Here is a 21286-nt window from a genome sequence, read left to right as displayed (position 1 = left end):
TTCCATAAAAATGATAAAGTATTATTAGCTAATGTCCAAAAAATTTCCTTTGACCCCTTATATCTAATGTAATATCATTGTATTATAAAATTACAGCTTACGTAAAGATTTTTTCTTAATTAAAAATAAAAATTAAATTAATTAAAGGTTTTTCCTCTTTTATCCATAAATAGTAATTTAAGATCACAATTGTAAAATAGGAGGTTTCAACATTGAAAAAGAAAAATATTATTATTTTGATGCTGTTCTTTTTATTTATAAGTCCTTTAGCATCAGCTCAAGAAGGAGAAGGAGGAATTCAATTTCAATTTGGTAAATTAAACGGAGAAACTGATTATACTATTCATGGAGAAGCAGATGGGGGATGGAAGAGTGAGTTAATTTTCCCTTTAGACACTAAATTTATTACTACTAAATATATCCATAGTTTGAAAACTACTACCTTAGGTATTAAAAACATTAATTTATCAGTAATGAAAAATCTTGACCAAGAGAACAATGGCATTATGAAAGATTCTGATTGGATTTATTCTCAAAGCGAAAATAAAATTATTTATTCAGAAAGTACAGCTGATTTAGATTTATGGAGCGGAAATTTAGAGTTACTAAGCCCTTCAAAAGATTATAATCAAAATATGAGTTATCACTTAAAATTAGGGTATAAATATAATAACTATGATTATAATGTTCATGATGTAGTTCAGTATAATTATTTTAATAACACCAAAAGTGAAAGAAGCGGAAAAGTATTAGCATATGAAGTACAATATCACATTCCTTACTTAGGGGTTAAAGTGAAAAATAGCACACAACAAAAATTGAATTGGCAAATTGATTTGAATCTCGCTCCTTATGTTGAAGCGGAAGATGTAGATGATCATATTCTAAGATACAAAGAATCTACTGGGGAAACAGATGGAAGTGCAATTATTATTAATAGTGTACTAAACTATAACATAAACTCTAATCTTATTTTTTCATTATCCGGTACTTATAATAAGATAGATACTGAAGGTTATCAAGAACAATACTGGTATGATGGTGATTATAAAGGTGAGAAAATAAAAAACATTGATCATACAATAGATTTAGAGTCTTATAAAATCGCTACCTCAATCAAATATCTATTCTAAAAAATAGGCAAACGAACGTTTATAAATTAGTGATAAGTAAAGAATAAAATCTAAAATACAAACTAATAATTTAATAAAATACTGTTTTTCCTAGATGAAGCAAGAAAAAAAGAGGTCAGCTTTAAAGCTGACCTCTTAATGATAGTTACTGATATTCAATTGCATCAACTGGGCATTGCGAAATACATTTTTCACACTGCACACATTTATCTTGATCAATTTCATATTGATCATCTTCTATTTTAGCAATAGCATCAACTGGACAAGCTGTTTCACAAGCTCCACATCCTACACAATCCTCAGTGATAACTATTTCATCGCCTTGACTTTCTTCTTCAGCCTCTGCTTCAGTATCTCCTTCTTCCTCAGGAGATTCTAACGGTAATTCTACCATAGAGTCAGTTGGACACACTTCAACGCATTTACCGCAATCAATGCATGTTTCATCATTTATTACCGGCAAATTATTTTCCATAGTAATTGCATCTACCGGACAGTTTTGTTCACAAAGTGTACAAGCGATACAGCCATTTTCGCAAACTTTACTAACTTTACTGCCCTCTAAGATCGACTTACATTTAGCCGTTACTTCTTGGGTGCTAGCTACTATTTCAATAATATCTCGCGGACATTCTTCAACACACTTACCACAAGCTGTACAAGCCTCTAAATCAATTTCTGGTAGCCCTTTATCATTCATATAAATAGCATCAAAGGGACAAACCTCTATACAATCTCCAAAACCTAAACAACCATAAGGACATGATTTAATACTTTCTTCCATATTAATCGCATTACAGCTAGCAATACCATGATAATCAGCCTGATAAACTGTTGCTTCTCTATCCCCTTGACACATTAATTGAGCCACTTTTTCAACACTCGAACCGCCAGTTTCTAAGCCCATAACTTCAGCTATTTCTTCTTTAACCTCTTGACCACCAGGTTGACATAAATCAATTTCTGCTCCTTCATTTACAATAGCATCAGCATAACTAGCACAACCTGGATAACCACAAGCACCACAATCTATCCCTGGCAGTGCTTCATTAATTGATTCCTTCTTAGGGTCTTCTTTAACAGAAAATTTTACTGAAGCATAAGCTAATCCACCAGCAAATAAGGCTCCAAGTGCTCCCATACTAGGGATAGCTTTAATAAAATTTGACCAATCCATCTCGCTTTACCTCCCTCTCTAACAAAACTAAGCTTCTATCATCAACAATTAGTCATTTGCTTAATTAAATTCAAATAATAGTTACTAAAGTTAAATTTGACAATAGCAAATCTTTACTTACAGATTTAAATAATCTGCAAATTAAGCCCCTTCGTGATAGTCCTAATTACTCTACTTAAAGCTAATTACTTTGCCCAATCTATATACAATTTTTGTTACATTCCGGAGAAGCCCATAAAAGCCATTGACATTAAACCAGCAATTAATAATGTAATTGGGGCTCCTTTTAATGGCTTAGGAACGTCAGCAAAAGCCAATCTTTCTCGCATACTAGCCATAATTACTATTGCTAGAGTAAAACCAACTCCAGCTCCTAAACCATAAATAGTACTTTCAATGAAGTTATAGCCATTAATCGGTATCTTTAAAGCTAAACCTAATATTGCACAGTTAGTAGTGATTAGTGGTAAAAATATACCTAAAGCTTTATAAATTGGCGGGCTAACTTTTCTAACAATCATTTCTGTTAACTGTACAAAAGAAGAAATTACTAAAATAAACGCTACATATTTTAAATACTCCAAGCCAAATGGAACTAAAATAAATGAATTAACAAACCAAACACAGATGGCTGAAGTTGTCATTACAAAAGTAGTTGCTAGTCCCATACTAAAAGCAGTCGGAACTTCTTTAGATACACCTAAAAAAGGACAAATCCCTAAAAACTGAGATAAAATAAAGTTATTTGTTATTGAGGCAGTCATAAAAATCAATAACAAGCCACCTAAATCAACCATTCCGCAACCTCCTTACAATCTAGTTATATAATTAACAACTTAAAGTAACAAACAAAATCAATTTTTAAAACTCAAAAACTTCCCTGCAACTTTTTTTTGTCCTTGTTCATAGCTACTAAGACTGTCTAATTGAATTTAGCACTCCAAGTACTACACCTAAACTTAGAAACGCACCTGCTGGTAAAACCATAATTCCCCACGGTTGAAACCAACTAGTCAAACCGGGAATTGAAGAACCAAATACTGTTCCAAAACCTAGTACTTCTCGAACAACTCCTAAAGAAGTTAAAGCTAATGTAAATCCAGCCCCCATACCTAATGCATCAGCAATTGACCGATGAACTGGCATTTTAGAAGCAAAAGATTCAGAACGTCCTAAAATCAAACAGTTAACTACAATCAAAGGAATAAATAAACTTAAAGATTCAGCAATTGCTGGAAAATAGGCTTTAGTAGTATAATCAACTATCGTTACAAAAGTAGCAATTACAACGATGAAACTTGGAATTCTAACTTCACTAGGAATCAAATTCTTGACAGCTGAATTCACTATTCCGCCGCCTAACAGTACAAAAGTAGTTGCTAATCCCATAGCAAAACCATTTGTTGCTGTATTAGTTACTGCTAAAGTAGGGCACATTCCCAGTAACATGACCCAAACTGGGTTTTCTTCCCATAAACCTTTAACAAAATCTTTCCACAACTTCATCAAAATCATTCCCCCCAACTCTAAAATTAACAATAAATAATCTTTAAACAATTTTATAGATTAATATCCGACTCTTGTATTTTCTTAATTGCTCCCTTAATAACATCTGACATAGCTTGTGAAGAAATAGTAGCGCCAGAAATAGCATCAATATCCTTTTTAGCCTGAAATGAATCACTAAAAGCCTTGTCATTAAATTGAGATTTAAACTGCTTTTCTATAATTCTTGCTCCTAAACCTGGCGTTTCAGCCTGATTTAAGATCTTTACTTTCATTACTTTTTTAGCATCTACATCTAATCCAACCATTATTTTTAATACACTCTGGAAACCTTGCCCAGAATTTTGTAGAGCATAACCTACTACATTACCAGAAGAATCAAGCCCTTTATATAGAGTCAAATTTCCTTTATCCACTTGCTCATATTCTTCTGCTCCTGGTAATACAGTTAAAATAGCATTTTCTTTTTTCTGCTGAGCATGACTCTGAATTTTAGGTAGAGTCAACTGCTGGACGAAAGTTAAAACTCCAGCTGAAGTAATCATAATTATTGTTAGAACAATAATTAACTTCGGTTTTATTTTATCAGCCATTGGCTTTCACCTCACCATAGACCTGAGGTAAAGTATATTGATCAATTAGTGGAACAAACATATTCATTAGTAAAATAGCATAAGATGTCCCCTCAGGATAACCACCATAAATTCTAATTAAAACAGTCAAGAAACCACAACCTAAACCAAAAATCCAACGTCCATTTTTAGTAACTGGAGTAGTTACCATATCAGTTGCCATAAACAATGCTCCAATTACAACTCCACCTGCTAAGAGATGGAAAATAGGACCTCTTGAACCTAAAACAGTAGTTAACAAAGCTACACTTCCTAAATAAGCAGTAGGAATTCTCCAGTCAGCATATCCCTTATACAGCAAATATAAAAATCCAATTACTAACGCTGCTACTGAAGTTTCACCAATACAACCACCAATCTTACCTAAAAATAAATCTACATAATTAAGACCGGAACCAGTCCAGCTAAATTCTGCTTGTGATGCTAACGGTGTAGCACCAGAAGTTAATTCAAAGACCTTCCAATCAAAAGCCATAGCTTCCCAATCCCAAGTAGTCATTGCTTTAGGAAAAGAAGCCATTAAAAATGCTCTTCCAACTAAAGCTGGATTGAAAAAGTTAAATCCTAAACCACCAAAAATTTGCTTGCCTAGAGAAATAGATACTATACTACCTAAAATACCCATCCAAATTGGTAAACCTCCAGGAACTACTAATGCAACTAATAATCCTGTTAAAGCTGCACTTCCATCTAAAGTCGAACCACTTGTTCCTCTAATTTTTTCCCAAACCGCTTCTGTCAAGATAGCTGATATAACACAGCTAGCAACCAATAATAATGCATGCAAACCAAAATAATAAACCCCAAATAATGTTGCTGGCAATAAAGCGATAATTACACTACGCATTATCTCAGAGATTGATTCTGGACCTCTAATATGCGGTGCTGGGGAAACAGTTAAATTTGATGTCTCTTCCATCATCTTACCTCCTATTCCTATCTACTGTTCTCTCTTTTTAGCTCTTAGTTTTTCTTTACCTAATTTAATTCTCTGCACTAATTCAATATTAGACGGACAAACATAAGAACATGACCCACATTCTATACAATCCATCAGACCATCTTCTTCTGCCTCTTCTATCATATCTTCTTTAACTAAATTAACTAATCTTGTTGGCACTAAATTAATTGGACAAACATCAACACAATTAGCACATCTAATACATGGCCCTGCTTCAGAATAATCTTTAGTTTCTTCTTCATCTAATACTAATATACCTGATGTTCCTTTAGTAATTGGATTATCAAGGCGGTTTTGTGCTTTACCTGTCATGGGTCCCCCCATGATCACTTTTCCAGGTTGACCTTTAAAACCATCACATTGTTCAATCAGTTCTTCAATAGGAGTTCCTACTTTAGCAATTAAATTCTGCGGATTATTTACTGCTCCTGTAACTGTTACTGCTCTTTCAAATAAATTCTTACCTTCAGTAATTGCCTCAGTAATTGCAACAGCAGTTCCAATATTATTAACTACTACTCCTATATCTAGCGGCAGTCCTCCTGATGGTACTTCCTTCTCTAATACTGATTCAATTAGTTGTTTTTCTCCCCCTTGCGGATACTTAACTTTTAATGGTACAACTTCAATATTTGACTGGTCACTAGTTATTTCTCTCATCTTCTCAATTGCATCTGGTTTATTAACCTCAATGCCAATGTATCCTTTTTGAGCATCAGCAGCTTTCATTATAGCTTCTAAACCAAATAGAACCTTTTCAGCCATTTCCACCATCATCCGGTGGTCAATAGTTAAATAAGGTTCACATTCTGCACCATTCAAAATAACTGTATCAACATTCTTATCTTCTGGGATAGATACTTTCACATGACTTGGAAAAGTAGCACCACCTAATCCCACAATTCCTGCTTCTTGAATAATATCCCTAATATCAGACGATGTAACATCTGCTAAACTATCATGGGCTTCTAAATTAGTCTTCTGCTTAGTACTGCCATCATTCTTGATTTTAACAACTACTTGTTCATTCTTCTCTTCAATAGCAGTAACTTCACCTGCCACACTAGAATGAATATTAGCAGAAACAAAGCCACCTGCTTCAGCTATCTTTTCTCCTACAGCAACTTCATCTCCAACCTCGACTATCAATTGCGCTGGAGCACCAATATGCTGTTGAATAGGAATCAATACTTCCTCTGGGTCTTCAGCCCGGTGCAAAGGCTTTTGATTAGTTAACTCTTTATTATAGTGGGGATGAATCCCCTGTTGGAAAGTTTTTGCTTCCATTTTTTCACCTCTTTCTATATCTTTATTGATTGTTCCACATTACTAAATTTTATTATTTAATAACTAATAAGTCAAGCAAATACCAATTAGTTATTATTTTCACTTTTAGTTTCAAGATTACTTAGAAATATTAGCTTATACTCTGGTTTCCTATGCTATCTTGCTAAAATTTTACATCAAGACTTTCCCCTATTTCTTTCTTACTATATTCATTATTAAAATTTCCTATGACTTTCTATCACCTCCACAATAGATAAAACCCCTACTTAACTGTAAAAAAACATAATTAAGCTCTGCCGCTTTCTAAAGTTAAGTAAGGGTTCTTTTATTTTCTACCCTAAAATATTAAATTGTCATTTCTCTAACTATTTTTTATTGTATCATTATATCTTGTTTTTCGCAAGACAAATAAACATATCATCAACTATTTTAACTATAATAATTCTATTTTTCGCCCTTTTTCACCATTAATAGCCAATTTTAATTCTTGGAAATTAGCTTCTTCTAAATACAATTTCATACTCTTTTTTAAATCTTTTAAATAATGAGCATCAGAATTACTCAATAACATATAATCATTTAATTGTTCAAATTCTGCTTTCGCCTCTTCTTCACTTGTATTTTTAGATACTTCCACCCCTACAATATCCAATTCTGGATTTATAAACCCCAAATTATAAATCAAACTATAATTACTTTTATCTACATGTGCTGGAATAACTATACCTCTCAATTTTCTTACTTTAGTAACTACTTCTTCAACACTTAAACCTGTTGCTTGTAGTAACAACTTAGGCTCTTTTTCTATATATTCATCATTTAAATCTGTTATTAACTGCGGGCCAAAGGCTTCTTCATTATTTTCTATATCCGGAAGAGCACTTTCAACCACTTCTTGCCACTTTAAAACTTGCTCTACATCCGGAAATAAACATACTAAATGAACTTCTTCTTTAGTCTCTACCTCCATACCTGGAATCACAGTTAAATCAGTATCAGAAGCTAATTCAAATGCAGTTACTACATTTTTAGCTGAATTATGATCAGTAATTGCAATCATATCTAAACCAACTTCAATAGCTTGCTCAATAATATTTTGCGGTGTCATCAATAAATCTCCACAAGGGGATAAGACAGTATGAATATGAAGATCAGCAAAAAAAGTCTGCACTTTATTTAATCCCTAAATCATATAATTGCCCTGCTAATTGATAACTAGATAATTGGCTTTGATAAAGGTTAATCCCCTTTTCTTCAGCTTTAACAATTGTATCATCATCTATGTCTAACCCTTCTGCTACTACTACTCCTGCTACTTCAGTCAGCAGAGCAATAGCTGCTACATTTTGATGGCCCTGAATAGTAATCCATAAATCTCCTGCTTGAGCCCGACTCATGACATTACTTAATAAATCTCCTACATGCACTCCTGTAACTTCTGCTGCTTCATCTCCTGCTACTACTCTTTCTAATTCTAATTCACTTGCTACTTTTTTAATCTTCATCTTTATTACCTGCTTATAAAAACCTATGCAAAACTATACATAGACCACAATCATACAGGATTAGATCGTGTTAGGTATAATCGCTTGATTATAATCTTCCCTATTGCCCTTAATATCTAAAATATCAAGGTACTAGAAAGATACAGGTGTTACCTGTCCCTAAATTTACATTCTAGGCAAAGTTCTTTCTCTACGTGGTGCTTTGACCTATATAAACTATTTGAAAATTGATTCTTTTTATCAGGTTAAAATTATTAAGCGATTGCCAACAACCTTTTCCTGTATCTAGAATATGCATAATCTTTGCTATAAGCAGGATTTTCACCACCTTCCTTTTTAATATTTGGGATTGATTTTTTATAGCTTTTAAAATATTTCATTATATCACCTCCTAAATATAGAATGCCCTATATTTAGGTAATAAATTAAAAAAGGTTTTACCTTGATTTGAATAATTTTACATTACTATTTTGCAACTGCTTCAATCTCCTTCATCTTGAATAATTGGTGGTAAAGAATGGGCCAAAGAAGACATTTCATCAGTTAATTCGGCTAACTGTTGTCTTAAAATAAATATACAATCAGTTCGATTAGCCAAACCATTAATAATATCTTCGGCTAAAGTACGACAGTCAGGTGCTCCACAAGCAGCACAATCCAAGCCTGGCAATTCATCAATTTCTTCTTCCAACTCAGTTAACTTAGCCATAGCTGAGGCAAAATCATCATCCAGAGGAGCTACAGTATTAGGTGTGAATTCTTTATCCAGTTCAAAATCATAGTCATCTAAACTCTGCTCTATAAATTTACCATGATCTTCAACTAAGTTTTCAATATTAAATTGAGCCACAAAAGGATTTTTTACATTTAATACTCCTCCCACACAACCAGGTTCACAAGATACTAATTCAAAATATTTAATTGACGGCAAATCACCACGGTCTAATTCATCTAAAATTGAAGTGACATTATGAATTCCTGTAACTGAAATAGTGTTTTCAGAAGATAAGAGGTCTGCTTCTCCACCTCTTTTGCCCCAACTAATACCTAAATAAGGTGTTTCATATTCTTCATAATCCATTGACACATCCATATTTTTAACTTTTTTCAGTAATTTACGATATATTTTATCTACTGCTATTGCACCATCCACATAACTTTTTTCTAATCCTAATGGATTATTGACAGTTGTCATCTTAGCAGGGCAAGGAGTGATAAAAAAGACACCTACCTCTTCTTCTGCAAATCCTTTTTCTTTTATAGCCCTCTCTTTAGCCCGTTGAGCAACTAATTGTACTGGCGATTTAAAAGGAGCTAAATAATCAAGTAATTCTGGATACAATAGCTTGATTAATCTTACAACTGTTGGACAAGAAGAGGAAATAATAGGACCCTCATTATCCTTTAAATATTGAGCTGTCTTTCTAGTCAAAGCTTCTGCACCTAAAGCAACATCCCAAACTTCTTCAAACCCTAATTGCTTAAATGCTATTACTATTTTAACCGGATCAATATCAGTCGTAAACTGACCATAAAAACTAGGAGCTACTAAAACTATAGGATGTTTATAATCTCCAATTTTATCTAGTCCATCAGTAGAAATTTGTTTAGCATGATGTTGACAACTACGCACACATTCTCCACAATCAATACACTTCTCATCTTTAATAATTGCTTGTCCTTGATGAACTCTAATTGCATCAGTCGGACAATTTTTTACACAATTAGTACAGCCTTCACATTTATCTTCATCTAACAATACAGAATGTAAATCAGTCATTTAAATCACCACTTTATTTAAGATCAATTGAGGCTCTAATTGTTGTTCCTACCCCCAATTCACTTTCCACCTCTAAATTATCAGCATAGTTTTTAATATTACATAAACCCATTCCTGCTCCAAATCCCATTTCTCTAACAGACTCACTAGCTGTAGAATAACCTGGCTTAAAAGCTTTATCCACATCTTCAATCCCTGGTCCCTCATCACGAGCAATAATATCTATACGACCAGGATTAACTTCTGCTGCTAAACTACCTCCCTCAGAATGAATAATTATATTCATTTCTAATTCATAAGTTATAATTGCTATTTTTCTAATTAGCTTAGATGAAGTTCCTAATTTACGCAATAAATCTTTTAATTTACTTGAAATTTCTCCCCCACTGCTAAAATCACCTGCTTCTACTTCTGCATTTATTATTTCTTTACTATCAGCATTACTGCCCATAACAATCCCTCCATGCTTGTCTATTTTCACTCTATTGTATCTAATTTTTCTGGCTTCAAACCTGCTGAATATAAAATCCCACAAGCTTCATATAAAGGTTTCTCAGTTGTTAATAATGTTATATCTTGTTCCTCTGCTAAAGCAATAGTTTCTTTTGGTGGTTGTTTTCCTCTAACAAATATAATTAATTCTAAATCAATCATTTCTGCTGTTCTAACTACTTGAGGATTAGTTAAACCAGTTAATAGTAAAGTTTTTTCTCTAGAAAAAGCTAGCACATCACTCATTAAATCAGCTCCACAAGCAGATACAATATTTAATTCTGATTGACTTTGATAAATAATTTCTGTTTCTAATAAGTTATGAATCTTAGTTAATTTCATCACAAACCTCCTCATGAAAAAATTATAGATTTAAGTTTATCTTTTAGAAAAAATATGAGGGATTGGCAATATTACCAATCCTCTTATGAAATTAAAATATTAGTCCTAATTAATGATTAATATAAACTGGAAAACCAATTTTTTGCAGTTCTTTTCCTAACTCTTCAGCTGCTTCTTTAGTTTTAAAAGCACCTACTTGAACCCGATAAGGATTTTTTGTTGTTATATAGGCCGTAAAACCTTTATTTTGTAGTTTGTTTACTAATCCCTCTGCATTATCCTTTTTGCTAAATGCTCCTACTTGCACAGCAAATAAATCCGAATTAGCTTGTGGTTTAATTGTAGCTGCTTCATCTTCTTTTTTCTGCTCTTGAGTATCAGATTTGAAATCAGAATTATCACTTGCAATTGAACTGGCTGTGGATTGAGAATCCTCCTTCTGTTGTGGGTCAATTTTTTCTTCTTTTACTGTACGATTATTAGCTACAGAATTAATCTCTTCTTCTGGAGCAGTTACATAATCTAAAAACCAACTACTAATAAAATAACCAAATACACTAGCAATTACAGCCATAAATCCCAACATAAACAATAATGAAGTTCCTGACTTTAAATTTTTCTTATTCATATTCATAATATAAGTATCTTCTTAACACAATTAAGAAGATTTCTGCCCTCCTCCCTTTAAAACTTAATATCTTATTCTAGTATGATATTATGCAAGAGGACAATTGTTTATTAATAATGATTAAAATATTTTGTGAAATCTTATTATAAATTACTTCTAGATAAATTTCACAAGACCTCTTAAAAAAGTTAAAGATCTGAAAGACAAGTAAATAATGCTAATCAATTTCTCTTGACAATTAATTATGGATTATATAAAATTAAAGCAAAGATATTAAGAATCATTTTCAATTAGTTTAAAAGGAGGTTTTTACAATGGGTGTGCAAGTTACAAAACTAAATTCACAAAAATGTGATATTGATGCTTCGGTCATAAAAAATAATACTAATCGCAGAGATGTACCTGGCCATTTAGCCGTTCAAGTTGATAATTGTCAACTTTCACCTGAAGAATATACTTTATATGGAGTTAATACGAAAGGTGGTATGACTTCAGGCACCGGAGTTCAAGCAGTTGATACAATCACTGACCAAAACAATAATTTCTTTTTATTATTTAATATCAAAGAATTGAGAACAAAAGAACAACTAGATGATAGAACAATTGAAATAGTAATCAAGACCAACGGTCATGAACTAGGCCGTGACACAATAAATGATGTCTCAGGAATTTATTTGGGTTAAAAACTATACGCTATGAGCTGTGCGACGCCAGATAAAATCCACCCCTTTATCTGGTCTCAGTTCAGCTCATAGCATCTAAGCTTCACTTATATTAATCCTATACAAATCTACTTCTAATCTCACTTACAGTATATAACGAACCTCCTACTAAAATCAAATCATTTGCAGTAGCTTCATCCACAGCATCATCGACTGCCTTTTCTAGTTCTCTTTCAGTTCTCAGCGAAGCTTCATATTTTCGAGCATATTTTTCCAACTCTTCAATTTTAGCAGCACGTGGATTTTGATTTTTAGTCAATATTAACTCATCTGCTAGAGGAGCCAATTGTTCTATTATCCCTGGATAATCTTTATCTTCTAAAATACTAAGTACTATAATCAATCTCTTATAGTTTAATTTTTCTAATTCTTTTCGTAATTGCTGAGCACCGGCTTGATTATGAGCACCATCTAAGATTATCATTGGCTTTTCAGATACTACCTCTAAACGACCCGGCCACCGTACTTTAGATATTCCCTGTTTAATTGCCTCAGGATCAACTGCATATTCACTATATAATATTTCAATTACTGCAAGTGCAGTCACAGTATTAATGATTTGATACTCTCCTAATAAAGGTAATTCTAAATCTTTATAATAACCTCTTAAACCGTTAATATCTAACTGTTGCTTAATGCCTTCTGTTTCTTTTTCTTCCCAAAAGAAATAATCATAGATATTAATTAAATCTGCTTTCTTCTCTTCAGCAATCTCGGCTAGCTTATCTTTTACTTTTTCTTTAGTAGCAGCAGTAATCACAGCTTGTCCCTCTTTGATAATCCCCCCTTTTTCACTAGCTATTTCAGTTAAAGTATCTCCTAAATACTCTGTATGATCTAAGCTAACATTTGTTATTACCGATACTAAACTGTTCCCAACATTAGTAGCATCTAAAACACCACCCATACCGACTTCCAAGATAGCTAAATCAACATTTTCCTGCGCAAAATATAAAATAGCAATTGCTGTTACCACTTCAAAAAAGGTTGGATGAGCTAGCTGTTCTTCCACTTCCTTTATAGCAGGTTTGACTTCTTTGACTAATTGCGACAATTTCTGATCACTAATATATTGCTCATTAATCCGCATCCGTTCATTAAATTCTACAATCTCTGGCGAATTATAAGTCCCTACTTTATACCCTGCTTCTTTATAAATTGAAGTCAATAGTGCAGAAGTAGAGCCTTTACCATTAGTACCTGCAATATGAATAATATCCAAGTCTTGCTCTGGATTATCTAAATAATCTAATAATAACTCCATTCGCTCTAAACCAGGCTGAACTCCAAACTTATCTAATTGCTGTAAATAGTCTAATTCTTGCATTATTATCCCTCACTTAATTTGTAGTTACACAATATCTATATAAAGTTTCACTTTCAGTGAAACTTTATAGCTAGAAGTAAGTAGTTAGGAGCTAGTAGTTAAAAACATAAAATCAAAAGCAAGAGGCACAATTAAAAAATAAGCAACTTCAAAATGGTATATACCTGCTCCCACACTTAAAGTAAGACTGCCTTGGATTGAGATAAAATTGTTTCGCAGCGTCTTTAAATCTAGTTTTTCAATGAGTCTTAATGAAGTATAATAAGCTGTAATTTTGAAAGTTTAATTTCTAATTTAATTAAACTAAATTGCAGCTTATTATACGAATTTAGACGAATCAAACTAGATTTAGGAGCGAAGAAACCATTTTTATCTCAATCCGAAAGCTACACTTTATATAGATTTTTTTACATATTCTAAAATCGGTTGTCCATCTAAATATAGCTCTTCTAAAACTGCAAAGCCATCATTAACCCTAACTGTCACATAACTATCTAATTGTTGTCTACGAGTTAACTGCTGATAATATTTTTCAGCAACCTTAGCAACTTCTTCTTCTAAATAATAGCGATCAAAAGAGAACTCTAACATAACTTCCTTTCTTCTTCTATTAATATATCTTACTTTAACTTTCAGATAAGATTGTTCAACTGGAGGAGTTAAAGTAAGATTAGTAATTTGAGCAAAATTATTTTCATCTTTTTTTAAATGAGCATAAACCCACTCTCCGCGCTCAATATCTAAACCACTTGGCAAAGGATGTTCAGATTCAGCAAAATTCAAACGTACATAGCGCCCGCGAAAGGCATCATAAGGATCAATGGGAGCAGTAGCAAATTTAAATCTCTCACCATTGCGCAGAGTTAATTCTCGTTTACTAATCATTACCGCCGGTACTGCTAATTGAATTACAGCTAAAAAAACAAATAGACTAATAGTTACCTTCTTATTCATTATTTTCTTCCCCCTTTAAACGACGGCTCATAATTATATTACTGACTAAAAAGCCGATCCCTACTACCACAAAAACTATCCGCCGCCAAATAAAGCTAATATCCAAGAAGAAAAAACGTCCTATAATCTGCACTGCTATCATCAAAATCCCTAAATTAGCTAATTTTATCTTCTTTTTATCTAAACCATATACTAAAACTCCTAATGCTATCAAAAGTAAATAAGCATTATAGATAACTAAGTTTAACGTATATATTTTAATAAATAAAGTTAATAACAATACAAAAGGAGCAGTTCCTAATATTAAATTATTCCTATCACCTTTTAAATAGTTTTCTCTCAATAAATAAATATTAATAGCTAAAAATAAAACAATAATTATATAATAAAATAAGTTACCACTATTCAAAATATCTAATTCCCATAAATTACTATTCTTTAAAGCACCTAATTCATAAATCACAAACCAACTTCCTAATAATCCTAATCCTTCTAAAACTCTAGTCTTTAAACTTATTTTTTGACCTAGTAAGAATAATATACTAAAATAACTAAGATAAATCAAACGCCATAAAATTGCAGAATAAGAACTTACTTCTAAAGTAGAGCCAAGCCCAAATAAAATTGAAATACTCAACCCCCAAGATAAAACTGTCACCTTACGTGAAGTTTTATCTTGCTTAATTTGCTTAATATAATAAGGCACTACCAAAGCTGCTAACAACCAAAATAATAAACGGAATTGTCCCTGTACAAGAAGTCCCCACCAACTTATCCCCGCTAAATAAATCAATGCTGGGATAGTAGTATCCACTATATAAACCAAAGGAACAATTAATAACATCCAAGTTAATAAAAAGTTACTTAAATCAGACGGCAAATGATAAGTTTGACCAATTAAAGCAATCGCAGCCCCGACTATAAAAGTTAAAAAAGTAGCACTACCCTCACGCCATGATACAGAATATGACCTGTTGATTAATACCCAAGCCAAAAAAGTTTGAGCACCTATTAGACCAGAAAAAATAATCCCCGTTCGACTTAAACGAGTTAATTGAGACCAATTATGGGCCAACAATAAAATGATCCCACTCCCAATCAGCACTGCTCCTAAAATACTAAAGATAAGTAATAAATTCTGGTCTTTATCTTTTTCTTTAATAGGACCATAATAATTTCTTATTTCTTGAGCCGTTTCTTCGGAAATAATATTTTCCTCTATTAATTCAGGTAATTCTTTATACAACCAAGAAATATTTTTATCGCTCATTTTTTATCCGCTCCTAACTAAATATACAGTAATAACTATCTTTTATTATTCACCTCTAATTTAAGTATTTGAAATATTATTATTATTTATAAATTATTTTTTGCTCTCTTAGTTGATTATTTCTATTGAATTTATTTAATCTCCTGCTTTTATTATAGTTTAAAGATCAACTTCATTAATGATTCATTTCTTCTGAATAGTATTTAATGCTTTTTTACTAAAAATTCAGTATTAGCAATCCACGCTGCCAAATATGGATATTTCGCTCCTTGTTCTTTTACATACATTAGAAATGGCTTATCAAAAATAAAACTCCTCTTGTTCCTAAAAATCCCTTTGCTGATTTTTATCTTTGCTTTAAACCGCACAGTAGCACCTGTTTCATTTAACCTAAAATCAACATTTTGTATAGCTTTCGTTACTACCCTCCCATCATTAAGAACTACATCTCCTATTAAATCAAAATAGCTATGTTCTAGATTAAATTTCATTGTGGGAATCTGTAAAACTTCATTCTTTTGCAAATTTGGAGTATTGTTTTTATTTTGTTTGATTCTCTGTCTTACATAATCTATGGTCTGTAACAAATTCTCTTTAGGCTCAATTTTAGCTAAAATTATTTCATCAACTCCGGCGTTAGTTTTTAATTTCAGTATAAAATTATCATTATTTTTATAATCCAAAATATCTACTTGCCTTTTTAAATTATCTTCTTCTTGGTCAAGACTTCTTTTAATTCCAAAAGACTTTACATTTTTCTTACTTTTATTTTTCTGAAATTGAAGAGGTCTATCAAATACATCAAATTGGCGCTTGAATTTAATCTTTTTGGATAAATAAGAATAAGCTAAAATAGTCTGTTCAAAATTCAAAGCAAATCATCCCTCGCTTAACACTCTAATTTGGGTCTAAGCGTAAGAATAATCGAATGTGAAATGAAAATACATCAGTTAGTTTCTATAATTCTTATAAGTGGATCTCCACTCCTTGAGATTGTAATTTTTTAATTACTTTATAATCTATACTCCCTAAAGAAAAATCTAGTGCATCTTCATCCAAATAAACTTTTTCTAAATTTGGTAATTCTAATAACAGACTTATATCTTCTTGATTATCAGGTAATCTCAACACCCGCAAATTTTTCAATTTTTTCAGCCCCTGTAAATTTTGAATTCCTTGATTCCTAATTGACAACCTCTCTATACTTTTTATATCCTCGTTGCTTAGTTCACCTTTTGGTTTATTTATGCGCCTTCTTATTGCATGCTCCAAAACAATATCAGGGAATAAAGCATTACTGCGATCCCAATTTTTACTATTGACGGGGGGACAAATATTTTCATTAATCTCCAATTCATACACTAGATTCTGACTCTCATCTAGTAAAAACAATCTATCATTATTACTCCTTAACTCTAAATCATAACGGTTAATTTTTGTCTGCAGTAGCCCTTCTAAACTTCCTCCAATTAAACTGCTAATCGGGATCCGTTTATAATCCCCTGCTAAATCAGAAATAACTAAGTAATTACTACCTAAGTATATAAATCTATTTCTATAAAAAACATAGTCAGTAAAGTAACCATTATAACCAGTATTTTTTAATCCAAAATCATCTCCACTCAATTTATAGCTACCTAATCCTTCTAAATCTTGGTTCACAATATTCATCCATTCATTAAAGATAAAATATAAGTCACCTTTATAAAATAATAATTTTTCAGCCGATGTAACCTCCTCCCAATATTTACCATCTAGTTCTACTTCTTTTAATATATCTCCTCTAAAGTCATACTTCTGCAACTTGCGATCCCTACCAAAAATATTTAACAAATATATATGGTCATTACTACTATACAGCGGAACCCAATCAAAAGGAGTTCTAGTACTAGATAATGAACTGCCTTTACGATGTCCGCCAGACAATGAAATCCTTTTTTTATGTTTCCCAGATAAATTTAAAATTTCTATAGATTTTCGGCTATGATTAACTAAATATATTCTATCTTTAATAACTTTTATTAAGGGATAACCTCCTATTCCTTCTATATCATAGATGATTTTTTCTTTGAATTCTCCATCACTAGCTCTAAATACATTAATAATCAATTCCTCTGTTTCTACTTTCATATATGGCACATAAATTTTATTATCTGCAATCTCAGATAATCCAAACCATTCATCATAGTCTAACTTAAGTCCTGGATTAAAATTTAATTTTCTAATCAACTTAATATCTTTTCCCACTTCAACTCCAGAAGACGGTCTACTAAATTTTCCCTTTAAATCTAATTGAACTTCTTCTGCAATTTTAGGTAGGTTACCAAAAAAAGAGTCTATTTCTTTTCTATTTTTAATTGCTGCTCTAGTTCCAAGAAAACTTAATATTGAAATCATAAGTAATATAATAGCTAATTTATAATTATTCATTTTCCTCATACTCCTCCCAATTTCTTTCATTATACACATTGCGGTCGTAAAAAACTATAACTCCTTTTTGTTCTAATTTTTTAATAACTTTATAAGCTTCACTACCCTTACTTAACTCCAATGGATTTTCTCTCAGCTCTACTTTTTCTAAATTAGGTAGTTGTAATAAAGGTTTGATATCTTTTAATTTATTATCAAATAAATTAAGTTGCATTAAATTTTCTAATCTTAAATTGTGGGGTAAAGTTTCAATTTTGTTACTACTTAAATCTAAAGTTTCTAATCTGCTTAATTTTTTTAAAGACTTTATTTCTCTTATTCTATTTCTCGATAAATTCAGATTATTTAAATTGTTTAGATTAGATAACAGAGTAATATTATCAACATAATTGCCTTCTAAACTAACTTTCTCTAAACTTTTCAAGTTAGCTAAAGGACTTATATCTTTAACTCCACTTCTATCAGCCGCAAAATAAGTTAATCTTTTCAAATTAGAAATAGGTCTGATATTATCTATACCACCAGACAGACTTAAAGTTTTCAATTGTTCTAAATCAGCTATTGCATCTATGTTTTCTATCCTTTCATTACTATGAATCCTCAATTCTTCTAACTGTTTTAAATTCTCTAACTGATCTAAATTTGCTGTCTCCTTTACTTTAATATTTAATTTTTCTAGCTGCTTTAAGTTAGCTAAATATGTTGACTTCATTATACTATTTACCTCAAGTTTTAATTTTTCTAACGATTTTAAATTAGATAATACCTTTAAATATTTGCTCTTTATTTCAGGCAAATACAGAATTTTTAAATTAGTTAAGTTCTTCAACGGAGTTATATTTTCAATTGAAGTTCGAGATATGATAAGCTTATTTAATTGTTTTAAATCTTTTAATGGGGTTATATCTTTTATTTCATTACCTTGTAATTGAAGTTCTTGTAATCTAGTTAATTTACTTAAAGAAGAAATATCTTCTATTTTATTGCCACATAAGTTAAGCTGTTGTAACTCTTTTAACTTTCCCAATGCTTCTATATTTTTAACTTGATTTTGACTTAAATCAAGCCTTTCTAATTGACTCAAGTTTTTTAAACAATCTATACTTTTAATATTATTAGCATTCAAATCAAGATCTTTTAAATTAGATAATTCACTTAATGGTTCTAAGTCATCTGGATAATTTCTTTTTAAATCAAGCACTTCTAACTGCTTTAATTTTGCTAAAGGATGCAATTTTTGGATATTACTAAAGGGAAGATAAAGCTCACGCAAATTATGTAATTCCCGTAATGGCATTATGGTTTCTAACGAATGTGCATAATGTATATTTAGAATTTTTAAAGAAATAAAATGTTCTAGCCCTTTTATACTAACCAAGTCTGAAACATCAAGGTCTAATTGCTTAATATTTTCTACATCAGCTGGTTTTATTTTACCTTGTCCCTTTCCTATTTTTTCTCTAACTTCTTTTTCTAATCTAGGATCTTTAATTAACGATGATGACTTATTTAATTTATCAACTGCAAATTGATAAATTCGATTATTATTTCTATTTACTAACCCTAATTCATCATCACAATTTAACAACTGCAACTTCTCTCTATCTAAATCACCAATAACTAAATCTTCTAATCCTTTTCCCAACTTACCTGACACAGGAATCCTATAATATTTATTAAAATCTGTAATCATTAACTCTTTCTCGTTAAGAGCTATTAATAAATCTTGACAAATTGCATATTGTAAATAGCCTGTCATTTTTTCTTTATTAATTGATTGAAATTCTAGCTTATTTAAATCTGAATTGAATTTAATTAACTCCTTAGCAGTTAAAACATATAAGTTGTTATTAGATTTTAAGACCTCTCTTCCAGTTGGCACCTTAGCTTGATTAATTAGCTGCCCTTGCATATTATAGCAATAAATTTTTTGTTTAGACTCATTAAATAAATAAAGATAATTATCTAATATTACTAGATCGATATTTTTAGTTTCATCATTTACAATAATTTCTTTGTTTTCTAACTCTATTAACTGTATATCTTTATTATCATCTACTACTAAGACTGAATACTTTTCCTTATTAAATATAAAAACATTACCTTTGCTAACTTCTATCAGCGTTTCAGCAGAATTTAAATCTTGTGGCAAATTAATAGTAGCACTTTGAACATTATTATTCTCTAATGAATAAATACTTAAATTTAAATTTTGATTTTTTATTTCAGCTGTATATATATTATCATCTTCTGCCATAACAAAATTTTTTATAGGAATTCTTTCTAAATTCATCATGCTTTTTAATTTTATTTTCTCATCTAATAAACTTTTCTCTACATTCTTTGAATGATGCTTTATCAACACTAAACTTGAAATAGCAACTATTAATAAAACTATAAATATTATAATCTGCTTTTTATTAATCAAATCATCTCTCCCCCTAGATAAAATAGATTTAAAGTCCAGGCAAAATAGCATCTGTCTTAAATTCAAGATAAACCTCTTCCAGGAAAATGACCATGATTATATCCCGCCCCCAAGATTGATGGGAATTCTCCACTACTAGCTTTACTTGCTACTACTGCATCATAATATCCCTGATTTAATCTCCCTTCATAAGCAGCTGTCTCCGATTCATTAGTAGTAATCCCTTCAATTATCCACGTAGGTGAATGGTTATTAGGCGCAAAAGTATTACCTAAAACAGAAGTGATTTTAGAGCTGAGTCCTGAAGTATTAGTTAAATGGGTTAAATGAGTAAATTCATGCACGCTTATTTCTTGAAAATGATTTTGATAATTCCCCAATGCTAGCATAGTAGAAGGTCTATCTGTATAAATAGTTATTTTACATTCTCTCGGCTCTGCACTCCCAGAATAAGATGATGCCTCTTTAGCTTTCCAATCGTATTTCTCTTGGTAGAAAACAACAAAATTATCAGTTTCGTAATATTTCCAGTTAAATACATTAGCAGATACACCACAACTAACTAAAAAAACTATTAAAACTAACAAAAAACCACTTATACAAATTTTTTTCATTTTTAGCCCTCCAAAATACTTTGACCTTTTATCTCTTTAAAACTTAGCTTTATTTCATTATAATATTTATATACTATAATTTCAAAAAAAGTATAATA

Annotated in this window: 22 protein-coding genes; 2 read left to right on the top strand and 20 right to left on the bottom strand. The window is 31.2% G+C overall.

Features of this window, described 5'->3' with window-relative positions:
* Nucleotides 1-212: 212 nt before the first annotated feature.
* On the top strand, nt 213-1133 hold the full coding sequence (locus JOC47_RS05020) for a hypothetical protein (RefSeq protein ID WP_204700889.1): 921 nt from the start codon (nt 213-215) through the stop codon (nt 1131-1133).
* A 145-nt stretch (nt 1134-1278) separates the two neighbouring features.
* Here the strand turns inward: JOC47_RS05020 and JOC47_RS05015 are convergent, their stop codons facing one another.
* The 13 genes from JOC47_RS05015 to JOC47_RS04960 form a co-directional block, all read right to left on the bottom strand.
* Nucleotides 1279-2310, bottom strand: a complete 1032-nt coding sequence (locus JOC47_RS05015; protein ID WP_204700888.1) for an RnfABCDGE type electron transport complex subunit B — start codon at nt 2308-2310, stop codon at nt 1279-1281.
* Nucleotides 2311-2525: 215 nt separating this feature from the next.
* A complete protein-coding gene (gene rsxA / locus JOC47_RS05010) occupies nt 2526-3107 on the bottom strand; it encodes an electron transport complex subunit RsxA (protein WP_204700887.1) in 582 nt (193 codons plus the stop codon).
* Nucleotides 3108-3222: 115 nt separating this feature from the next.
* Nucleotides 3223-3816 (bottom strand): electron transport complex subunit RsxE, encoded by a 594-nt coding sequence (gene rsxE / locus JOC47_RS05005; protein ID WP_369127961.1) that lies wholly within the window; start codon nt 3814-3816, stop codon nt 3223-3225.
* Between the two features lie 53 nt (nt 3817-3869).
* Nucleotides 3870-4409, bottom strand: a complete 540-nt coding sequence (locus JOC47_RS05000; protein ID WP_204700885.1) for an RnfABCDGE type electron transport complex subunit G — start codon at nt 4407-4409, stop codon at nt 3870-3872.
* Complete coding sequence (locus JOC47_RS04995) at nt 4402-5367, bottom strand: RnfABCDGE type electron transport complex subunit D (protein ID WP_204700884.1); 966 nt, start codon at nt 5365-5367, stop codon at nt 4402-4404. Before JOC47_RS04995 ends, JOC47_RS05000 begins: the two co-directional genes overlap by 8 nt.
* 21 nt (nt 5368-5388) lie before the next feature.
* The gene (rsxC, locus tag JOC47_RS04990) at nt 5389-6696 is read right to left on the bottom strand and encodes an electron transport complex subunit RsxC (protein ID WP_204700883.1); all 1308 of its coding nucleotides are present in this window, start codon (nt 6694-6696) and stop codon (nt 5389-5391) included.
* Nucleotides 6697-7129: 433 nt separating this feature from the next.
* Nucleotides 7130-7867: a PHP domain-containing protein gene (locus JOC47_RS04985; RefSeq protein WP_204700882.1), complete on the bottom strand. Its 738-nt coding sequence runs from the start codon at nt 7865-7867 to the stop codon at nt 7130-7132.
* Between the two features lies 1 nt (nt 7868).
* Nucleotides 7869-8201 carry a DRTGG domain-containing protein gene (locus tag JOC47_RS04980; protein ID WP_204700881.1) on the bottom strand — a complete coding sequence of 111 codons (333 nt, stop codon included), beginning with the start codon at nt 8199-8201 and terminating at the stop codon, nt 7869-7871.
* Nucleotides 8202-8455: 254 nt separating this feature from the next.
* Complete coding sequence (locus JOC47_RS15675; RefSeq protein WP_275579367.1) at nt 8456-8581, bottom strand: hypothetical protein; 126 nt, start codon at nt 8579-8581, stop codon at nt 8456-8458.
* A 101-nt stretch (nt 8582-8682) separates the two neighbouring features.
* Entirely contained in the window at nt 8683-9981 is a 1299-nt protein-coding gene (locus JOC47_RS04975) for a [Fe-Fe] hydrogenase large subunit C-terminal domain-containing protein (RefSeq protein WP_204700880.1), read from the bottom strand.
* A 13-nt stretch (nt 9982-9994) separates the two neighbouring features.
* Nucleotides 9995-10432 (bottom strand): ATP-binding protein, encoded by a 438-nt coding sequence (locus JOC47_RS04970; protein ID WP_204700879.1) that lies wholly within the window; start codon nt 10430-10432, stop codon nt 9995-9997.
* Nucleotides 10433-10458: 26 nt separating this feature from the next.
* Nucleotides 10459-10815 carry a hypothetical protein gene (locus JOC47_RS04965; RefSeq protein WP_204700878.1) on the bottom strand — a complete coding sequence of 119 codons (357 nt, stop codon included), beginning with the start codon at nt 10813-10815 and terminating at the stop codon, nt 10459-10461.
* Nucleotides 10816-10924: 109 nt separating this feature from the next.
* Nucleotides 10925-11449, bottom strand: a complete 525-nt coding sequence (locus JOC47_RS04960; RefSeq protein WP_204700877.1) for an SPOR domain-containing protein — start codon at nt 11447-11449, stop codon at nt 10925-10927.
* A 308-nt stretch (nt 11450-11757) separates the two neighbouring features.
* Between JOC47_RS04960 and JOC47_RS04955 the strand changes: the two genes are divergently transcribed.
* Nucleotides 11758-12126: a hypothetical protein gene (locus tag JOC47_RS04955; RefSeq protein WP_204700876.1), complete on the top strand. Its 369-nt coding sequence runs from the start codon at nt 11758-11760 to the stop codon at nt 12124-12126.
* A 97-nt stretch (nt 12127-12223) separates the two neighbouring features.
* On the opposite strand, the gene JOC47_RS04950 is transcribed toward JOC47_RS04955, so the two are convergent.
* From JOC47_RS04950 to JOC47_RS04920, 7 genes are all read right to left on the bottom strand, one after another.
* Nucleotides 12224-13492 (bottom strand): bifunctional folylpolyglutamate synthase/dihydrofolate synthase, encoded by a 1269-nt coding sequence (locus JOC47_RS04950; protein ID WP_204700875.1) that lies wholly within the window; start codon nt 13490-13492, stop codon nt 12224-12226.
* A gap of 393 nt (nt 13493-13885) precedes the next feature.
* The gene (locus JOC47_RS04945; RefSeq protein WP_204700874.1) at nt 13886-14446 is read right to left on the bottom strand and encodes a GDYXXLXY domain-containing protein; all 561 of its coding nucleotides are present in this window, start codon (nt 14444-14446) and stop codon (nt 13886-13888) included.
* On the bottom strand, nt 14439-15716 hold the full coding sequence (locus JOC47_RS04940; protein ID WP_204700873.1) for a DUF2157 domain-containing protein: 1278 nt from the start codon (nt 15714-15716) through the stop codon (nt 14439-14441). Before JOC47_RS04940 ends, JOC47_RS04945 begins: the two co-directional genes overlap by 8 nt.
* 203 nt (nt 15717-15919) lie before the next feature.
* On the bottom strand, nt 15920-16588 hold the full coding sequence (locus tag JOC47_RS04935; protein WP_204700872.1) for a hypothetical protein: 669 nt from the start codon (nt 16586-16588) through the stop codon (nt 15920-15922).
* Between the two features lie 94 nt (nt 16589-16682).
* Complete coding sequence (locus tag JOC47_RS04930) at nt 16683-18146, bottom strand: hypothetical protein (protein ID WP_204700871.1); 1464 nt, start codon at nt 18144-18146, stop codon at nt 16683-16685.
* Entirely contained in the window at nt 18139-20574 is a 2436-nt protein-coding gene (locus JOC47_RS04925; RefSeq protein WP_204700870.1) for a leucine-rich repeat domain-containing protein, read from the bottom strand. The genes JOC47_RS04930 and JOC47_RS04925 overlap by 8 nt, the downstream gene beginning before the upstream one ends.
* A 62-nt stretch (nt 20575-20636) precedes the next feature.
* The gene (locus tag JOC47_RS04920; protein WP_204700869.1) at nt 20637-21188 is read right to left on the bottom strand and encodes a hypothetical protein; all 552 of its coding nucleotides are present in this window, start codon (nt 21186-21188) and stop codon (nt 20637-20639) included.
* Nucleotides 21189-21286 lie beyond the last annotated feature (98 nt).

Source organism: Halanaerobacter jeridensis, from assembly GCF_016908315.1.
Classification (GTDB): Bacteria; Bacillota; Halanaerobiia; order Halobacteroidales; family Halobacteroidaceae; genus Halanaerobacter; species Halanaerobacter jeridensis.
This window is presented reverse-complemented; position numbering and strand designations above follow the sequence as displayed.